This window comes from Bradyrhizobium sp. USDA 3315 (genome assembly GCF_054056795.1).
The window spans coordinates 292539-310564 of the sequence record NZ_JBSRYP010000001.1 but is presented as its reverse complement, the minus strand read 5'-3'; the positions used below and the strand labels follow the sequence as shown (position 1 = coordinate 310564).

Below are 18026 nucleotides of genomic sequence, written 5' to 3'. Positions count from 1 at the left end.
TTTCGCGATGACTGCCGCGCTGATGAGGAAGGTAAAGACCGGGCTGGTCCCTCACCCAAACGAGGTCGATCGCAAGCGGATCGAGCGCGGCTTGAGCTCGCGCAAGCGCTATCTCTACGTCTCGCCGAACGTGACGCCGGTGAGGGGGGGCTATCTGGTCGAGAGTCCCTGTTGCTCGCGCAATATCGACAAGGATGGCGGTCTCGTTGATGTCGCGCTAGTTCTTTATGATGCGGTGAGTGGAATCTGGAAGCTGTTTTGCAAGGATCACGCGCGAGGGATCTGGGAGTTTTACAGTCTTTACCACCGATTGACTTCAGCAATCGATGAATTGAACGCAGATCCGGAGCATCTGTTCTGGCAATGACAACCGCCTTTGGCGAGTGATAGAGGGGCCATGATGGCGCTCACTGCGGAGGAACTGATCGAAGTCGAACGGCTACTTGCGGCTGATGTCCCTGACACAGGCCCCTTTGTCGAGCTGCGGCGCCGCTTTCCGCGGCTTGCGTGCGTGCGCTGCGATGCGTCGGATGTGACGGATAGGCCATTCCGGCAGTTTCCTCGCTTTGACCTGCATTTGCTCGATGGGTCGGATCACTGCGTGCAGATTACAACGGATCCGGCGCGGGCAACCGGCATCGTATTGGCAAAAAGGAATGTTGCCCGGTGAGTGGCATTGAATTCGCAGACCATCGGCTTGAAGGCGCGGACAGGATGGAGACAAATACATCCTTCATTCCACTGTCTGATCCTGATATCAGCTTCGCGGAGCTCTCCGCCGTGGAAACGGTTCTGTGCTCGCCGCAGATCTCCAATGGGCGGGTCACTGAGGCGTTCGAGCGCGGTTTTGCAGCCTATCTTGGCCGCGAATATGCCGTTGCGGTCTCGAGCGGCACCATCGGGCTCCTGCTGGCGCTCAAGTCGCTCGGCATCGGGCCAGGGCAGGAGGTTATCGCCTCGCCCTATTCCTTTCGCGAGACGGTCCATGCGATCGGTCTTGCGGGCGCACGGGCGGTATTAGCTGACATTGACTATTGGTCGGGAACCTTGGTCCCAGAGAAAGCCGAAGAGCGCATTACGGCCAACACGCGGGCGATTGTCGCCGGCAATCCCAATGGTCACCCCGCGCCGTGGTCTGAACTGCGGGCGATCGCGCAGCGCCATCATCTGGCGCTTTTGGAGGATTCCACCGAAGCAGTCGGATCGCGCTACAAGGGCGAACTCGTCGGCCGGTTTGGCGATCTGGCGGTGTTCGACTTTGCCCAGCCCTCGGCTCTAAGCTGTGGCGAAGGCGCAATGGTGGTAACGGACGATATCGAGATCGCGGTCGGCTTGCGTCGCTATCGCGCCCACTGCCTGGACGAGCGCTCCTCCGTGATCGTCGGTGCCGCAGCACCATACCAGGCCGGCATGAGCGATCTCACGGCCGCCTTAGGGCTGGCGCAGCTCAAGCGTCTCGATGAAATCCTGGAGCGTCGTCGGCTGGTGGATCAACTCTACAACGCGCATATGCAATCATTTGAGGGCATCAAGCCGCCTTATGTTGGTCCTCATGTGACCGATGTGAACTGGTTGCTCTATCTCGTCCATCTCGGGACACGCTTCACGCGATCCGGCCGCGATGCCATCGTCGATGATCTGCGCGCCGCTCAAATTGAATCCGCCGCCTATAGCCAGCCGCTGCACTTGCAACGCCACTATTTTGAGCTCGGCTATCGACGGGGCGATTTCCTGGTTGCGGAAAAGATCGCCGATCGCGCTCTGGTCCTGCCGTTTCACACCCATCTCACGAACAACAAGATCGAGTTTATTGTCGAGACCATGAAAGATGCGTCGATCAACGTGGGCGCAGGGGCAGCGATCTACTGAATGCGCGTCATCCACCACATGGCAGGAAGAGGATTGAGTGGCAATGATGCGACTTTTGTGACATCGGGCGAGATGAGCAAGGCGACCGAGGACAGGCCCCTGCGCGAAGAAGGCCTTCTTGCAGGTAGCGAGGCGCGGTCTCCAAGCTGCGGCTTGAGGCGCGCCAAGCTGCTGAAAAACGAGCACGTTACGATAGAGATTCTCAGTTTCGGCTCGGGTCTTTAAAGTCCGCCAAATAGGGGATTGCTATGAACTCGCAACAAGTCATCATTCACGTCCGCTTCGCTCCGAACGGGAGGGTGATCCAAATCAGCGAGCGCCCAGCGAAGCTCACGCCGACCCAATGGTTTGATGTTCTCAGCACCCGCGCTGGATCGACCTATCGGCCGCTCGCACGTGGCCGCGGCGCTTTTCGGCTGGCCCGGGCAGCGGTCGAAGCCTTCAAGCAGGAAACTGCGAGGCCCGGATGAGCAAAGGGATGATCGGCCCGATCGGCGATCAGATCGAGGTGTTCGCCGTGTGTCCGTCCGATGCCATCGAGCGGAGTAACGCGAGGGGCTTTATCTTGTCGCGGGTCGACGACAGCGGCGAGAGCCGGCCGTTTCCAATTGTTGTGGTTCGCACTTTCGGCGACGAATATCTAGGGTACGTCAATCGTTGTCCGCATGATAGCGTATGGCTCAATATCGGTTCCGGCGAGTTTTTCTCCTCCGATCGCTCGTTTCTTAGATGCGGACGGCACGGTGCGAGATTTGAGATCGACACTGGGTTGTGCATCGATGGTCCGTGCAATGGACAAACGCTTGAGCCGGTCGCGCTCGCCGTCATCGAAGGTGACGTCTGCCTTTGTGGCGTCAAGCTGCTGGAGGACGATCGGTTTTCCAATGCGTTTGAGGACAGCGACGAAACCATGGATATAACGATCCATCCCGATTAACAGCCGTATCACTTGGCCGTTGCTCAAGTTGCTGCCCCGGCGCGTTGCCACCGAATAATGTCATCGTACTTGTGAGTGCTGGCGCGGCCGCGCGTCAATGCCTTTGAACTCAGGGGCAAATAGGCGGCCCGTCGTATCCCGGGCAATCGCGATCTTGGGCGGCACCAACGAGGTGCTTTGGCGCTAGCAATACAATATCTTCGCGAAGGAAATGCCCTCGGCGGTTACAAGTTGGCCGAGGGCATCGTCTGGGCTGGGTGAAATGGGGGGACCCAGACTGACAGGACCGTTTGGTCTGGAGGAATGACGATCCTGTGTCGCGATTCTTGGACGGTCGCCGAAGCGGGCGTAGCAATTGCAATGCCAAGCTTCCGTTCATGCGATGCCCTTAGCGAGTGCCGCCGCCCTAGTCAGCCGATGGCGGCAGCCAAGGTCGAATGCATGAACGGGCAAGCGGGCGTCGCCCGGCGATTTTGCGTGCGAACTCGAAATGCAAAAGGGTGAAGCGGCGGAGCATCAAACGCGATGCGACACTTGTCATGCACGAAACAGCGGTGGGCGACATTGTCGCAACCTTGGCATAATTGTCAGTCGCGGCGGCGTGGAAAATGAGATCGATTGCAGAAATGAGCGCCACGCATCTGGTGCGGAACTTGCTTGAGGAGGTTGATGGTTAAAGTGATACGGAGGAAGAGTATCGCGAGGGTGAAACTCTGTTCTAGATGCCGAGTATCTGTCGCTGATTGTCAGCGATAATCATCATTATGTCGCCCGCTCATTTCGCCTGCTTTCGCAAGCTCGAGTGGGAATTAGTAGGATCAATTGGTCGATGCGGCGTTCGACTGAAGAGCAGATTGTTTGAGCGGATACGCTCGGATCCTGTCCTTTTCAGATGACGGAGCCCATTGATTGCAGGATAGGCGCATGAACGCAGAAACTGAATTCGAGCTTCCTCAACTTTATAGACATCACGTCTTTGCCTGCCACACGCAGCGTCCGCCGAATCATCCGCATGGCAGCTGCGGCGCTTCTGGGGCGCAGGCCCTCTGGGATCGGTTGGGTAAGGCAATTGAAGCCCAAGGCCTCACCGATGTCGGTTTCACGGTGGCGGGCTGCCTTGGCTTTTGTAACTCCGGTCCCTTGATGGTTGTCTATCCTGACGGAGTCTGGTATCGCGCCACCACTCCTGAGGACGTTGATGAAATCGTAGAATCCCATCTCAAGCAGGGCAAACGTGTCGACCGCCTTGTGATGGTGCTGAGGCGAAGCTAAAGACCTCGCTTTAGCGCCGCTCGTCCCGGGGTATCAAACGTGGCTGGCCTATCCGGCCAATAGCTGGCATCTCGGAACAGTTGACGATGACCGGTGCCCTCATGCTTCCAGTACGTGCGTAGCGGCGGACGACTGACCCGTCGCTATGGCCCTGTCCGCAACATTCGGTTGGAGGGAGGCTCGATTGAGTCTTGCTCATGATCGCAGTCGAAGAGCCATGAGCTCAAGTTCTCGCAAGGCGGTCATTTTCACACGGTAGCGTGCCGGCTTGAATTCTAGGCTCTGATAAGCGAGCAGCCGCTTCTGCTATCGCCGATAAACACGAGCAGGATCATTTGAATCGCTATTGGTTCGATCCGTTTGTGTTCCACAGCTTACCGCCACGTTCGTAGTCCGCAGCGAGTGCAATGCTGCGAATGGCTCCCGGCCTTCGGCGAGACGACGTGTCTTTTACACATCATCTCGCTCACCTTTGGACTGCACTACAGCGGGGGGAGACGCACCCGACGATTCGGCGCGTCCGAAAGTTCACTGAAGCGTGTGTCTAGCTTCAGAACTTGTAAGTGACGCCGCCGCTGACAAGCCATGGGTCGATATTGGCGCGCCCGGTGACGGCGATCGCATTGTTTACGGTCGCCGTATAATCCGGCCGCAACCACAACTTCTTCACGTCGAAGTTGAGGCCCCAATGGCGGTCAAGCATGTAATCGAAGCCGAATTGGACCGCAGCGCCGAACTGGTTGCCGATGTGCAAATCCGTCACCGCAAGGCCGGCGAGCGACGTATTGGCTGCCGATTGCTTGAAGAATACGGTGTAGTTGATGCCCGCGCCGATGTAGGGCTTGAACGGGCCGAAATCGGTGAAGTGATATTGCAGGGTCAGTGTTGGCGGCAACAGCCAAGCTTTGCCGATATCCAGGCCATTTAGCGTGCCGGTGCCTCTGATGTGATGGCGGGTCACGCCGAGAATGAGTTCGGCGGCAACGTTGTTTGTGAAGAAATAGGTGATATCGAGCTCCGGTACCGCTTGGTCGCTGATCGATAGGCCGGAAGCGGGCGAGGACAGCAGCGGCGCCCCGGCGACATTGACGGAGCTGCCTGCGGTATCCGGCAAAACGCCCAGCACGCGCAGGCGGATCATCCAGGGATTGAAGGGTTCGATTTGAGGTGCTTTGTAGTAGATCGGGGCCCGCGCCAGGTCCGCGGCCTGTACCGAGATGCTGGCCAACGGACACGTGAGCGCAAGCAGCGATGCCGTCGTCAGAATTGTTTTTGTCCTCATCGAATTCTCCATTCCAAAGTTCGCGCGCAAAGTCGCGCGAGATCTCTGTCACACATGGAGGACGGCGAAAGATTTGATGCTGATCAAATGGCGAGACGGCGAACGCAATTATGCTGCCACGTTGCATAAGGATCACGAAGCGTCGCGGCTCCGTTCGGATCCTTATTCAGTTCAATGTTCTGTCTGAGCCGAATCGATTCAATAAGCCGTGTCACGGCCTGAAGCTCCGACCAAATGCAGACTGCAGGAATCATGCGCAATAAACGCGGTTCGAACTGAGCGGTGTCATATATCGCTGGCGACGGAAAGGTCATATTCAAACCGAGCAAATCTGAGCCCCGGTGGTTACGAAGAGCCACGTACGTCGGCGTTCTCAGCGAACTGCCGTCGGTCATCCTGAAAAAGCCGAAGTGGGAGCGGCATTGTTCGCATTGGTTGGCGGCATGGTATTATGATCGATCGTGTCCTCACATCTACGGACAGTGCGTGCTCTTTTGATCCTGGTAGCATCCCTCAAGGCAATCTGGCGTGTCCCGGCCAAGCAGCGACAGCACAGATTCATGATCAAATCCGGCGCATCTAGCGCCATCGACGTTGATCAGCGGTCGCCTGATCAGGAGTGGATCTGCAAGCATCAACGCGAGTGCACTCGCTGCGTCGACTGCATCAGGATTGACTTCGCCCGACTTGATACGAGGTGCGGCTCGGTTGAACCAGGATGCGATCGGCATATTGTTGAAGAAGCGTCGCAATTGCTCCGCAGCCCACTGCTCCTTCAATATGTCCTTGGCTATCACATCATGGCCAGCGGCCTTCAGCGCCAGCATCTGACGCGCATTGGTTACGCAGCCGGGCTTCTGATAAAAGAGGATTGTCGCCATGGTATACCTATGTCGGTAAGCTGAGATGAACGATCGACGCGGAGCTGGACCTCATTTAGCTTCGACCTGCAGGGCCCTTGTAAGGCGCTTCTTGCTGCCTTTAAGCTCATGCGCACCGATTTGATTAGCTGGATCAATCGGGAGGTCAGCCGCACAATTGATCTCGTCATCCTCGACCACGAACCCCATCGCCGGCCATTTGCCTTAGAGGTTCTGAGCTCGACCTGCATATTGCTCTCCGCAAATTGCGTCACTGGCTCGCAAGAAGAGGAGCAAGTCCCGTTCCAGTTGAGGAAGTCGAACCAGATCATGCCAAACCGGCGTTTTCCGGTTGATGGGTGTGACCGTTGTTCGTTTTCTGACAGCCGCGCAGATCCTGTCCGGTGCAAACCTCCCTGGGTAGCTCAGCGGCTCGTTGGCTTTTTAGAGCGTAATCAGAAGCTTAATAAGCGCGGACAGTGTTGGCATGGCGATTGCTGTTGAGTTGCAGCAACACTGAGTGAGGGCTGGGTGCACGCCGACGCGTAAGACGAGCGATGCGCTCCTTCCCTTGAACCCGTGTGCCCCGTTTCTGAGAGAGAAACAAGCTCGCGTGTCGGAAGCACGCAACTTTTGGCAAATCGGTTGATGGAGAACAACATGTCTTCACTGAGACAAATCGCGTTCTACGGAAAGGGCGGCATCGGCAAGTCGACCACTTCCCAGAATACGTTGGCGGCACTGGCCGAGATGGGCCAGAAAATCCTGATCGTGGGATGCGATCCTAAGGCGGACTCGACGCGCCTCATCCTGCACGCGAAGGCGCAGGACACGATTTTGAGCCTTGCAGCGAGCGCTGGCAGCGTGGAAGACCTCGAACTCGAGGACGTGATGAAGGTCGGCTACAAGGACATCCGCTGCGTGGAGTCCGGTGGTCCTGAGCCGGGTGTCGGCTGCGCCGGCCGCGGCGTCATCACCTCGATCAATTTCCTGGAGGAGAACGGCGCCTATGAGAACATTGACTATGTCTCATATGACGTGCTCGGCGACGTCGTTTGCGGTGGCTTTGCGATGCCGATCCGGGAAAACAAGGCGCAGGAGATCTATATCGTGATGTCTGGAGAAATGATGGCAATGTATGCCGCAAACAATATCTCCAAAGGTATCCTGAAATACGCCAACTCTGGCGGCGTGCGGCTGGGCGGTCTGATCTGCAACGAGCGGCAGACCGATAAGGAGCTGGAATTGGCGGAGGCGCTGGCCAAGAAGTTAGGTACTCAGCTGATCTACTTCGTGCCGCGCGACAATGTGGTGCAGCATGCCGAGCTACGGCGCATGACGGTGCTGGAGTATGCGCCCGATTCGCAGCAGGCCGATCACTATCGCAATCTTGCGACCAAGGTTCACAACAATGGCGGCAAAGGCATCATTCCGACCCCGATCTCCATGGACGAGCTCGAGGACATGCTGATGGAGCATGGCATTATGAAGCCCGTCGACGAATCCATCGTCGGCAAGACCGCCGCCGAACTCGCGGCCTCGTAAAGGTCGCGGGTCGCGGCCTCGTGAAGGCGCGCGACGGATGCCGGTCTCCCTCACCCCCCATCCGGGGAGACCGGCATTCTGACGATTATCTGACCAGCCAGAGTGGAGCTGGGCAACCGTGACCGCTATGGGAACCCAAAACATCATGACAGGAGCGCACTTCCTTCCGCTTATGGCTTCTTGCGCCGTCGAGGCGAGCAGCAAGATGCAAAGAGGAATTGCGACCTACCGAGCGCTCACTGGCGTGCCTCCTGAAGAGGCCGACATTGCGACCGACAGCAATTTCGATTGCCATGTCCTGGCGTCAATCCTGGCGGCCGCCTCGATGGATGGTGGCCCGCTTCCCGAGAAGGCCGGCCTGTCCGGCCACCAGCTGGCGACCCTGCTGGCGCAGCAATTTCCATCGGTTGAGGTCGATATCTCGGAGCAGCTCCTGGCGTCTAAGTGCGATGAGAATGACGAGATCGCGATGGTGCGCGATCTTTTGCTCAAGCAACGCTCGACGGACGGGCATATCGGCGGCTGGCTAGCCGCGATGATCGCGCGCCGCGCCATAGAGCCAGATCACCTGTGGGAAGATCTCGGATTACGCAATCGTGGCGAACTCTCTCGGCTGCTAAGCCGTCACTTTGCGCCGCTCGCCGCGCGCAATATCAACAATATGCGCTGGAAGCGCTTCTTCTACCGCTCGCTGTGCGAGGACGAAGGCCTCGTCATGTGCACAACGCCCGTGTGCACGCAATGTGACGACTTCAATCTCTGTTTCGGCGAAGAGGGCGGCGAGAGCCGGATGGCCGAGCGCCGCCGCGACCTTCTGTTGCAGGCGGCTCGCCCGGACGTCAGCGGCGACTGGCCCATTTGAGTTGTCACAAGGATCCTCGATCTCACAGTCCATCTGAGAACGCCTCATGGGCTTTGGCCACTCCGCAGGAGTTGAGGGGCGCGGCTAACGCCGTTTCGATGCGAGAGCGACGATGGGCCCAAGGCGGTTCCAAGCCACAAACAATTCCTGCATCACGGCGTGCCGCAACCGGGTTAACGTTCGAGCTCAGCGTGGCAAGAGGCAAGGTGAGGCGTCCGCTTCCTAAACCTGTCGCGTTTGCGACAAATCATTTGCGAAGTACGCTGGCCGAGGAAGAGAGCTCCGTGTTTTCAATGGGTTGCCAGGGATGGCGGGCTGGCACGCGGGTTGCTGAAGCGTAGGTGGGTCAAAAAATATATGGAGCCTTTTCGTGATGGCCGCCACCACCAAACAGTCTTGGCATGAGCAGGCGCGCGCCAAGCCAACTGTGCTCAATGACACGACATTGCGGGACGGCGAGCAGGCGCCCGGCGTTGCGTTCACCACAGAAGAAAAGCTGGCGATCGCGCAGGCGCTGGCCCGGGCCGGCGTGACGGAGATCGAGGCGGGAACGCCCGCGATGGGCAAGGAGGAGATCGCCGCCATCCGCGCTGTCGTCAATGCAGAGCTTCCACTGACCACCATAGGCTGGTGCCGGATGCGGGAAGCAGACATCGACGCGGCGATCGAAGCGAAGGTGTCCATGGTCAATATATCGATCCCGAGTTCCGATGTGCAGATCGCGGCCAAGCTTGGCGGTCGTCGCGACCTGGCGCTGGAACAAGTGAAGCGAGTGGTAGATTATGCGCGCGAGCGGGGACTTGAGGTCGCCGTCGGCGGCGAGGACTCCTCCCGCGCCGATGTCGATTTTCTCATTAGACTGATGGAAGCGGCAAGAGCGGCGGGCGCGCGTCGCTTTCGTATTGCCGATACGCTCAGTGTGCTCGACCCGGACACAACCTCTGCGCTGGTCGGAAGTTTGCGTGCGACCACGGATCTCGAACTCGAGTTTCATGGTCACGACGATCTCGGCCTGGCAACCGCCAATACGCTCTCTGCCATCAAGGCTGGCGCGAGCCACGCTTCGGTAACCGTTATCGGCCTCGGCGAACGGGCCGGAAATGCACCGCTCGAGGAAGTCGCGGTCGCGCTCGAGCAGCTCTATGGCTGCGAGACCGGCATCATACTGCCGGAACTCGAGAACGTCGCCGTGGTGGTTGCAGCCGCAGCCGCACGTGCGATTCCTCCGAACAAGGCCATCGTCGGAGAGCATGTGTTTACGCACGAATCGGGCATTCATGTGGATGGCCTTTTAAAGGATCAACGCACCTACCAGTCGCTTGATCCGGCTCTGCTTGGGCGCTGCAACAGTTTTGTGATCGGCAAGCATTCTGGGCTCTCGGCGATCACTGCGTTGCTCACTGAATTACAGCTCGTTGCCAGCGCCGATCAGGCTAGACAGATCCTGTCGCAAGTCCGCAAGCATGCCATCGAGCACAAGCTACCAGTCGAGCGCGAAGCAGTCGCGGCGATCTGGCGCGATGTGTGCGGATGCTTGGCGCCCCGCCGCGCGTGAAGAGGCCTGCCCAGCACCGTTTGTGCAGACCATTCTAAAGCCAGGCGCCGCGATGACGAGGTCTGTTAGCTGATCGGCGGCAACGATGACGGCCTGCCTCCGCTTGGTTGTGCGAGGTGTGGGGCTGCAACAGGATCACCGGGCACTGCCGCGTTTTCGCCGAATGTCCACAAGCAAATTCAAAAGGAGATTTTGGATGAGTAACTCGCACCCAGCAGCCGGTATCCTGGACCGGCTCAGCAAGGCCTCGTCGGCGGAAGAATTTTTTTCGCTGCTAGGCGTCGAGTACGATCCTGGGATCGTCAATGTCGCGCGCCTTCACATCCTAAGGCGCATGGGACAATATTTTGCCAAAGAGCAATTCGCTGGTGCCGCGGAGCCGGACATCAGAGCTCGTTGCAAAGCGATGCTGGAGCAGGCCTATGCCGACTTCGTGGCATCGTCTCCGCTCGACGAGCGAGTGTTCAAGGTTTTGAAGGATGCGACCACGGAGCATGACAAGCCGAAGGCCTTTGTCCCATTGAGCGAGCTGAAGTGATCTTGCGCTTCACCGCAGCGAGGTTTGTCCCAAGTGGCGTCGTGGCAGCCCCTCCTGCAGTCTTCCTCTTCATCCAGATCAACTCCCTACAGTTATCGTTCGAGCGGCGCTGTCGTATTCCCGACCCATGTTCGGACTGGTCATGTCGTGGGTATTAGCAACCATTCTAAGTGTCTTCCAACTCATTGCTTCCGCCGGCTTTTTCTTGGTTCTTGCAACTGGTACGACACTTGCTGTTGTGGTGCCGATCCCGTCATCGATGCCGACAAATGGTAGCCGTCCGAGATGAGACTTGAAGGAAAAGCTTTCACGTTACTTCTACTGCCTGCCGAGAGCCGCGGCATCATCTCTTGGCTCATGCTCACGCAGTGCCATCCGAATGCGATTGAAGCCGGTATCGAGCGCAAAATGGTGGTCAATGGGTAAGTCGTCCGTCCACGCTGCAGCCAGGGAAGGTATGCATCGCATCAAGCTGCTACCCGATTCTGCGCAGGTCCACATCTACCCCATGGCCGATACCAATATGGGCCTGGAGAAGTGGCCCATGTCGGCCCACGGGCGCTGCAGGCTGAACACGGATTGCATGACAGTGTGGTGGCAAGATAACCCTGGTCGTCACAGCCAATGTGGAGCGCTGGGTCGAAAGCGAGGTGTAGCTATTCCGCAGCAAGCGGAGCCGCGTACTCAAGCATGGAAAGGGCCAGACAGAGCGATCGACGCGGCCTGGTCGCCTCGCTGGCGCTTGTCGAATAGAGCGCGCAAGAAATCTGTGTCGGGGCGCACTCGGAACCTGACACGCCGGTACGTTCACCCCAGGCGACGTCTCTCGTTGCGCGATTGGGCCGCGCCGAGCAGGCGGGACCACCGAGCACCCGGCCACCGCTGATCAAAGGTGAACATAGCAACCGAAGTGGAAAATCCTGTGGCGCGGGCGCCCGTATTATTGAGGGGAACTTAAAGCATGAGCAATGTCACCAAAACGGCCGCGCCGCCGGCCGCCGGCCGCGCGGCGGCCAAAAAAGAGCTGCCGGAGCACTTTAAGGCATACAAGCATGTCTGGGTTTTCGTCGAGCAGGAGCGCGGCCAGGTGCATCCGGTTTCCTGGGAGCTCATGGGTGCGGGGCGCAGGCTTGCTGACAGGCTGAAGGTGAATCTCGCCGCGGTGGTTATCGGTCCGGAGGGGCAGCCGACGCGCAACGCCGCGCTGGAGTCATTTTGCTATGGGGCCGATCTGGCCTATCTCGTGAGCGATAATGTTCTGTCGAATTACCGCAACGAATCCTATACGAAAGCGCTAACCGAACTCGTCAACACCTACAAGCCTGAGATCCTGCTGTTAGGCGCGACGACACTCGGTCGCGATCTTGCAGGTTCGGTGGCGACCACCTTGTCGACGGGACTCACCGCCGACTGCACCGCCCTCGACGTCGACGCCGATGGTTCGCTTGCGGCGACGCGTCCGACCTTTGGCGGCTCGCTGCTGTGCACGATCTATACCTTGAACTATCGTCCGCAGATGGCAACCGTCCGCCCGCGCGTCATGCCGATGCCGGAGCGCATCGTACGCGATGCCGCTCGCATTATTATCCATCCGCTGGGCCTCGTTGAAGACGATATCGTCACGAAAGTGCTGACGTTCATTCCCGACCGAGATTCCGAAACGTCCAATCTAGCCTATGCCGATGTCGTGGTGGCCGGCGGCTTGGGACTGGGATCGCCCGAGAATTTTCGGTTGGTACGCGAACTGGCGGCTCTGCTTGGTGCCGAGTTTGGCTGCTCGCGTCCTCTGGTGCAAAAGGGGTGGGTGACGTCTGATCGGCAGATCGGCCAGACTGGCAAGACCATCCGGCCAAAGCTCTATATTGCGGCCGGCATTTCCGGCGCGATCCAGCACAGGGTCGGCGTGGAGGGCGCGGACCTGATCGTCGCCATCAATACCGACAAGAATGCGCCGATCTTCGACTTCGCCCACGTCGCGATCGTCAGTGATGCCATGCAGTTGCTCCCGTCGCTGACGGCAGCATTTCGCGCCAGGCTTTTGCCGAATTCGCGCGCCCGCATCGCGGTCTAGAGGAGATGATGTGATGATTGAAGAGAGATTCGATGCGATCGTTGTTGGAGCCGGTATGGCCGGCAACGCGGCGGCGTTGACGATGGCAAAGCGCGGCATGAAGGTGCTACAGCTCGAGCGAGGTGAATATCCCGGATCGAAGAACGTGCAGGGCGCAATTCTCTATGCCGACATGATGGAAAAGCTGATCCCCGAGTTTCGCGAGGAGGCTCCGCTGGAACGCCATCTGGTCGAACAGCGTTTCTGGATGATGGACGATCGCTCCCATGTCGGGATGCACTACCGCTCGGATGACTTCAACGAGGAGCGGCCCAACCGATACACAATCATACGCGCGCAGTTTGACAAATGGTTCTCCTCGAAGGTGCGGGAGGCCGGCGCGACCGTGCTGTGCGAGACCACAGTCACCGAACTCGTACGGGACGACCATGAGAGGATCGTCGGAGTTCGTACAGATCGCCGCGACGGCGAAATACACGCCGACGTCGTCGTGCTGGCCGAGGGGGTCAATGGCCTGCTCGGCACGCGAGCGGGTCTGCGCTCACGGCCAACGCCGGATAATGTTGCGCTCGCAGTGAAGGAAATGCACTTTCTGCCTCGCGAGACTATCGAGGCGCGGTTCAATCTCAAGGGCGACGAAGGCGTCGTGATCGAGGCGGCCGGTACCATTTCCCGCGGCATGACCGGAATGGGTTTCATCTATGCCAACAAGGAGTGCATTTCGCTCGGCATCGGCTGTCTCGTCGCCGATTTCCAGCGCACCGGCCAGACGCCCTACGGCATGCTCGACCATTTCAAGCAACATCCGTCCGTGGCGCCGCTGATCGCAGGTTCCGAAGTCAAGGAATATGCGGCGCATCTCATTCCAGAAGGCGGTTACAAAGCAATCCCGCAGCTCTACGGTGAGGGCTGGGTGGTGGTGGGGGACGCGGCACAGCTCAACAATGCCATTCATCGCGAAGGCTCCAATCTTGCGATGACCTCAGGCCGCATCGCGGCCGAAGCGATCGCCCAGGTGAAATCGCGCCGCGAGCTGATGTCCACGAAAAATCTGTCGCTCTACAAGAGGATGCTGGACGAGTCCTTCGTCATCAAAGACCTCAAGAAGTACAAGGACATGCCGACGCTGATGCACACTCATTCGCAAAACTTCTTTCTTACCTATCCGCAGCTCATCTCCAAGGCGCTGCAGAACTTTGTACGCGTCGATGGTACGCCGAAAGTTGAGAAGGAGAAGGCGACCCTGAAATCCTTCGTCAAGGCGCGTTCATGGACAGGTCTGTTCGGAGATGCGTGTCGTTTTGCTCGCGCCTGGCGCTGAGCGGCAACGGTGTGAAGTCCTGCAATTGGAAGGTCAAAACATGAATGTCGAGCCCTCAGTGCGCGTCGAAGACAAGCTGTACTACAACCGCTATCTTGTCGACGTCGGTCACCCTCACGTCACCGTGCGCGCGCACACGACGCCGTCGCCGCAGCTACTTGCGCTTTTGAAGGCCTGCCCTGCGCGATGCTACGAACTCAACGACAATGGCCAAGTTGAGGTAACCGTCGACGGCTGCATCGAGTGCGGCACCTGTCGCGTGATCGCTGAACCTACCGGCGACATCAAATGGAGCCATCCGCGCGGCGGGTACGGCGTGCTGTTCAAGTTTGGGTGAGAGTGTAACGAAGGGCCCGCGGTGCGATCGCCATGAAACGGTGGATCTCACTGCCGTTGTGGCGCGTTCCGGCTCGTCTGCACGGAGGGTGAAGTTCGAACGAGCGAGCACCCGAGGGGACGCGCAGCAAGACAGCTTGAGGATACTACACGCGCTTGGGATTGGCGAAGGAATGATCGTAGCGCCATTGAGTGGCGCCACAACCGATGAAGATCGGACGGAGCAAAGAAATCAACCCGTCGCCTTCGAGGGGGCGAGCCCGGCGGCCTCGATCGCAACCGCCACTGATTGCACAATCGCAGCAAAGCGCACGGCAGTCTGGATCACTCCGGAACTGACGCCCTCAGCCCGCAGCGTCTTCTCGTGAGCGTCGACACAGGCACCGCAGCCGTTTATGGCCGAGACCGCCAAAGACCATAGCTCGAAGTCGGACTTGTCCACGCCAGGATTGCCGATCACGTTCATGCGCAGTCGTGGCGGCATGCTCTTGTATTCCGGGTTGGATACGAGGTGAACGAATCTGTAGTAGACGTTGTTCATGGCCATCACAGAGGCTGCGGATTTCGCTGCGGCAATCGCGGCAGGAGTCATCACGGCAGCGGCTGCCGCTTCGATCGCGGCAATCAGGGCTGCATTGCGAGTGGCAATCGCAGTCGCCAGCAGCAGGCCGTATTGTCGCTGCGGCGACAGCGTATCATCGCCCAGCAAGGACGCCAGGTTAAGCCTGACGTCCTTGGCGAAATCGGGGATCGTCTCATTCAACTGCTCAATTGACGACATGTTGCCTCACGCAACCTTCAGGGTTTCGCCGCCTACCTCGCGGTTGCAGGCACAGAGTTCGTCGGTTTGCAGCGCGTCCAGAACGCGGAGCGTGTCCTTGGGGCTGCGCCCGACATTGAGATTGGTCGCATAGACGTGTTGGATTGTGTTGTCGGGATCGACGATAAAGGTGTAGCGGTAGGCGACGCCCTCGGGCGAACGCACGCCAAGGCCATCGACTAAGGTCCCTTTGGTGTCGGCAAACTGCCAAATCGGTAGATTGTGCAGGTCCGCATGCGAACGTCGCCAGGCGAGCTTACAGAACTCATTGTCGGTCGAACCACCCAGTACAACAGCATCGCGATCGGCGAACTCCTTGGACAGGCGGCCGAACTCGGCGATCTCGGTCGGACAGACGAACGTGAAATCTTTGGGGTAGAAAAAGATGATCTTCCATTTCTCTGGAAAGCTTGTTTCGGTCAGCGTCTCGAATGCGCTGCGTCCTTCTTCTTCCTGCGCCTGAAAGCCGGGCTTCACACCCGTGATTTCGAACGGCGGCAACTGACTTCCAATTCCGAGCATGCTGACCTCACAAGTTTGCTTTGCGTAAAGTTGTGCTATCACCGGTGAAGCAAGCGACATGCCATCCGTTCTCAAGATCGGATTGTCGCAATTAACCAGCGGCCTGGCTGCAGACACTGATCGTGAGGTCTGATGGCTCTTACATCCACCTCCAATCATGCTGACTGGATACGCAATGCTTGATCGCTTGGAACGTCGTGTGAGCGCCGCGTAAGTGCTGAGTGGGGCGCCGCAGTGTAAAAGCCGCAGCCAGATTCGTCGACCAGCGATTGATCCGCTGGTTGAGACGTCTAAGTGGCGATCGAGAATGGATCCTCCGCGTCCTCGCAGAGCATCACGGTAGCTCACGGTGTGAAACGGCTGCCGAAGCTAAGGCTGTTTTCGTAGGAAACGAAGGTGTCCGACCGGCGATTGCTGTGTCGACGCTGGCGACATTCTCGCAGCCGTCATCAAGCTGTCCGGTATCATCGTCCCAAAATAGCCCCAGCTCGGGCTGAGGGCGTGGCGCCGCGCCAAGCGCGTGGCGACGTCGCACCACCATTTCTCTACGGCTTGGCGATCGCAATGTAGCAGCGTGCAAACATCACCGGTAAAAGCTCTCCAGTCGGCAAGGCATTTTCTTAGAACCGCTGTCAGGAGCGGCACACCCCGAGTGATCGCGTCAACGAATTCAGCGCGCAGGCCGCGGCCGGCGGCTTCTTGTTTGGCGAATTTGCTGATCACGAGGAGATCGATCTTGTCGCGAAGCGCCTGGGAAACTACAACTGCGGCCTCGGCTAGTCCGTTTGGATCGAGCTTACAGGATGCCGCCCCGCTGCCGAGTAGCTGGGAAATCGAGATCTCTCGCCCTGTCGCAACGTCGACTGCGAGCATAACGTGCGTGCCGCCTGCATTCCTGAAGTGTCGCTGGACGAGGCCGCCGACGCGTACGTCATGCCGCGCGAGATCCTGGACGAAATCGGCAAGCAGCTTATCGGCGTCGTCTTCTGGCTGGTAGAGAATCGCTGCCACATCGGTCGGATCGATATTATCAAGCTTTTCGATCATGGTCGTGGTCCTATTTCTATTCGCTTCGCGTGTCCGCGCTCAGCTGTGAAAGACCTCCTACCGGTGTCGCGGGCGTTATGAGCAATCGCTCGGGGGGCGAGACCGGCAAGGCTCGCGCGACCTCGGCGAATACGTCCATTCCGTTACTGAGCCTTAGCGCATCAAAGGAGCGGCGTGTGATGCGGGCCAAAAGCGGTACGCCCGAGCGGCCAGTTTCGAGCGCCAGAACCAGCGTGATCTCAGCTTCGTCGAACGGCAGGGAGGCTTTGATGCGTGCCGGAAAGACATTCAGGAAGGAGCTTGCGCGCGGAGCTTCGCGCACGATGCTGACGTCGGCAGCTGCGATGCGCAGCCGTAGCTGCGCGCCAGGTTTGAGCGGCGGCCCAGGTATCAACAGACGCGCGCCTCTGAGGCGGACGATGACCAGTCCATAGCGCCCGTCATAGCCGCCGACCACGGTATCAACGCAAACCGCCGCTTCGCCCCGCGCTGCAAGCGCTGGATTGCTCTGAACGACGTGCAGCGGCCCGGAAGCAGTCACAATGCCATCTTTCATCATGACGAGATAATCGGCGAAGCGCTCGATGTCGGCCATGTCGTGGCAAACATAGATCATCGGCAACGTGAGCTCCTCACGCATGCGCTCGAGAAATGGCAGAACCTCGCCCTTGGCGGCACGGTCAAGCACAATGAGCGGGTCGTCCAGCAAAAGTAGCCGCGGTTGAGCTAGTAGCGCGCTACCTAGAGCAAGTCGCTGTCGCTCGACGCCAGAAAGATGTGACGGCGAACGGTCCAGCAATGGCGCCAAATCGAGCAACTGAACCACGCCATCAAAGTCGATCACTGTCGATGTCGATTTCGATGCGTTGTACAGAAGGGTGCGCTTGACAGACAAATGGGAAAAAAGAATCGGTCGCTGGAATACATATGCGACGGGACGCAGATGAGGCGGCCGAAACGTCGTTTCGTCCTGCCAAATTTCACCATCGATGCCGCAGAATCCACCCGGCAGACGTTGGACGCCGGCGATGCAGCGCGCGAGCGTGGTTTTGCCGCACCCTGGCGGACCGAAAATTGCCGTGACACCCTTGGCCGGCACGCTGAATCGCGCATCCAACGGGATGCTTGCGGGGGCGCCGTTGAAGGCGACTTCGATATAGCCCGGTTTTGCTTCTCTCACGAGCCCGCG

The 18026-nt window shown here is 58.7% G+C and carries 20 protein-coding genes; 14 read left to right on the top strand and 6 right to left on the bottom strand.

Annotation, left to right across the window (positions count from 1 at the left end; all coding sequences use genetic code 11):
• Window positions 1-7: 7 nt before the first annotated feature.
• From ACVIYL_RS01285 to ACVIYL_RS01255, 7 genes are all read left to right on the top strand, one after another.
• Complete coding sequence (locus ACVIYL_RS01285; RefSeq protein WP_310879760.1) at window positions 8-367, top strand: DUF3024 domain-containing protein; 360 nt, start codon at window positions 8-10, stop codon at window positions 365-367.
• Between the two features lie 33 nt (window positions 368-400).
• On the top strand, window positions 401-670 hold the full coding sequence (locus ACVIYL_RS01280; protein WP_456781756.1) for a hypothetical protein: 270 nt from the start codon (window positions 401-403) through the stop codon (window positions 668-670).
• A gap of 44 nt (window positions 671-714) precedes the next feature.
• Window positions 715-1869 carry a DegT/DnrJ/EryC1/StrS family aminotransferase gene (locus ACVIYL_RS01275; RefSeq protein ID WP_456781755.1) on the top strand — a complete coding sequence of 385 codons (1155 nt, stop codon included), beginning with the start codon at window positions 715-717 and terminating at the stop codon, window positions 1867-1869.
• Window positions 1870-2094 carry a hypothetical protein gene (locus ACVIYL_RS01270; protein ID WP_456777524.1) on the top strand — a complete coding sequence of 75 codons (225 nt, stop codon included), beginning with the start codon at window positions 1870-1872 and terminating at the stop codon, window positions 2092-2094.
• 23 nt (window positions 2095-2117) lie between these two features.
• Window positions 2118-2339 (top strand): hypothetical protein, encoded by a 222-nt coding sequence (locus ACVIYL_RS01265; RefSeq protein WP_310879762.1) that lies wholly within the window; start codon window positions 2118-2120, stop codon window positions 2337-2339.
• Entirely contained in the window at window positions 2336-2806 is a 471-nt protein-coding gene (locus tag ACVIYL_RS01260) for a Rieske (2Fe-2S) protein (RefSeq protein ID WP_310885446.1), read from the top strand. Before ACVIYL_RS01265 ends, ACVIYL_RS01260 begins: the two co-directional genes overlap by 4 nt.
• Before the next feature lie 924 nt (window positions 2807-3730).
• A complete protein-coding gene (locus ACVIYL_RS01255) occupies window positions 3731-4078 on the top strand; it encodes a (2Fe-2S) ferredoxin domain-containing protein (RefSeq protein ID WP_080667215.1) in 348 nt (115 codons plus the stop codon).
• 550 nt (window positions 4079-4628) lie between these two features.
• On the opposite strand, the gene ACVIYL_RS01250 is transcribed toward ACVIYL_RS01255, so the two are convergent.
• Both ACVIYL_RS01250 and ACVIYL_RS01245 read right to left on the bottom strand, forming a co-directional pair.
• A complete protein-coding gene (locus ACVIYL_RS01250) occupies window positions 4629-5372 on the bottom strand; it encodes an OmpW/AlkL family protein (protein WP_456777523.1) in 744 nt (247 codons plus the stop codon).
• Between the two features lie 461 nt (window positions 5373-5833).
• Window positions 5834-6241, bottom strand: a complete 408-nt coding sequence (locus ACVIYL_RS01245; protein WP_456777522.1) for an ArsC/Spx/MgsR family protein — start codon at window positions 6239-6241, stop codon at window positions 5834-5836.
• A 639-nt stretch (window positions 6242-6880) separates the two neighbouring features.
• Between ACVIYL_RS01245 and nifH the strand changes: the two genes are divergently transcribed.
• The 7 genes from nifH to ACVIYL_RS01210 all read left to right on the top strand — a co-directional run bounded on the left by nifH (window position 6881) and on the right by ACVIYL_RS01210 (window position 14449).
• The gene (gene nifH / locus ACVIYL_RS01240; protein WP_028336705.1) at window positions 6881-7765 is read left to right on the top strand and encodes a nitrogenase iron protein; all 885 of its coding nucleotides are present in this window, start codon (window positions 6881-6883) and stop codon (window positions 7763-7765) included.
• A gap of 127 nt (window positions 7766-7892) precedes the next feature.
• Window positions 7893-8627: a nitrogen fixation protein NifQ gene (locus ACVIYL_RS01235; protein ID WP_456781754.1), complete on the top strand. Its 735-nt coding sequence runs from the start codon at window positions 7893-7895 to the stop codon at window positions 8625-8627.
• A 373-nt stretch (window positions 8628-9000) separates the two neighbouring features.
• Complete coding sequence (gene nifV, locus ACVIYL_RS01230) at window positions 9001-10182, top strand: homocitrate synthase (RefSeq protein WP_456777521.1); 1182 nt, start codon at window positions 9001-9003, stop codon at window positions 10180-10182.
• Between the two features lie 196 nt (window positions 10183-10378).
• A complete protein-coding gene (gene nifW / locus ACVIYL_RS01225) occupies window positions 10379-10720 on the top strand; it encodes a nitrogenase stabilizing/protective protein NifW (RefSeq protein ID WP_310879768.1) in 342 nt (113 codons plus the stop codon).
• Between the two features lie 961 nt (window positions 10721-11681).
• Window positions 11682-12791: an electron transfer flavoprotein subunit alpha/FixB family protein gene (locus tag ACVIYL_RS01220; protein WP_310879769.1), complete on the top strand. Its 1110-nt coding sequence runs from the start codon at window positions 11682-11684 to the stop codon at window positions 12789-12791.
• A 13-nt stretch (window positions 12792-12804) separates the two neighbouring features.
• Complete coding sequence (locus ACVIYL_RS01215; protein WP_310885443.1) at window positions 12805-14112, top strand: FAD-dependent oxidoreductase; 1308 nt, start codon at window positions 12805-12807, stop codon at window positions 14110-14112.
• A gap of 40 nt (window positions 14113-14152) precedes the next feature.
• A complete protein-coding gene (locus tag ACVIYL_RS01210) occupies window positions 14153-14449 on the top strand; it encodes a ferredoxin family protein (protein ID WP_310879771.1) in 297 nt (98 codons plus the stop codon).
• A gap of 231 nt (window positions 14450-14680) precedes the next feature.
• On the opposite strand, the gene ACVIYL_RS01205 is transcribed toward ACVIYL_RS01210, so the two are convergent.
• From ACVIYL_RS01205 to modC, 4 genes are all read right to left on the bottom strand, one after another.
• The gene (locus tag ACVIYL_RS01205; protein WP_456777520.1) at window positions 14681-15229 is read right to left on the bottom strand and encodes a carboxymuconolactone decarboxylase family protein; all 549 of its coding nucleotides are present in this window, start codon (window positions 15227-15229) and stop codon (window positions 14681-14683) included.
• Window positions 15230-15235: 6 nt separating this feature from the next.
• A complete protein-coding gene (locus ACVIYL_RS01200; protein WP_310885441.1) occupies window positions 15236-15790 on the bottom strand; it encodes a peroxiredoxin in 555 nt (184 codons plus the stop codon).
• Window positions 15791-16159: 369 nt separating this feature from the next.
• Complete coding sequence (locus tag ACVIYL_RS01195; RefSeq protein WP_456777519.1) at window positions 16160-16837, bottom strand: DUF2478 domain-containing protein; 678 nt, start codon at window positions 16835-16837, stop codon at window positions 16160-16162.
• Window positions 16838-16853: 16 nt separating this feature from the next.
• Window positions 16854-18017: a molybdenum ABC transporter ATP-binding protein gene (gene modC, locus ACVIYL_RS01190; RefSeq protein ID WP_456777518.1), complete on the bottom strand. Its 1164-nt coding sequence runs from the start codon at window positions 18015-18017 to the stop codon at window positions 16854-16856.
• Window positions 18018-18026: the final 9 nt, after the last annotated feature.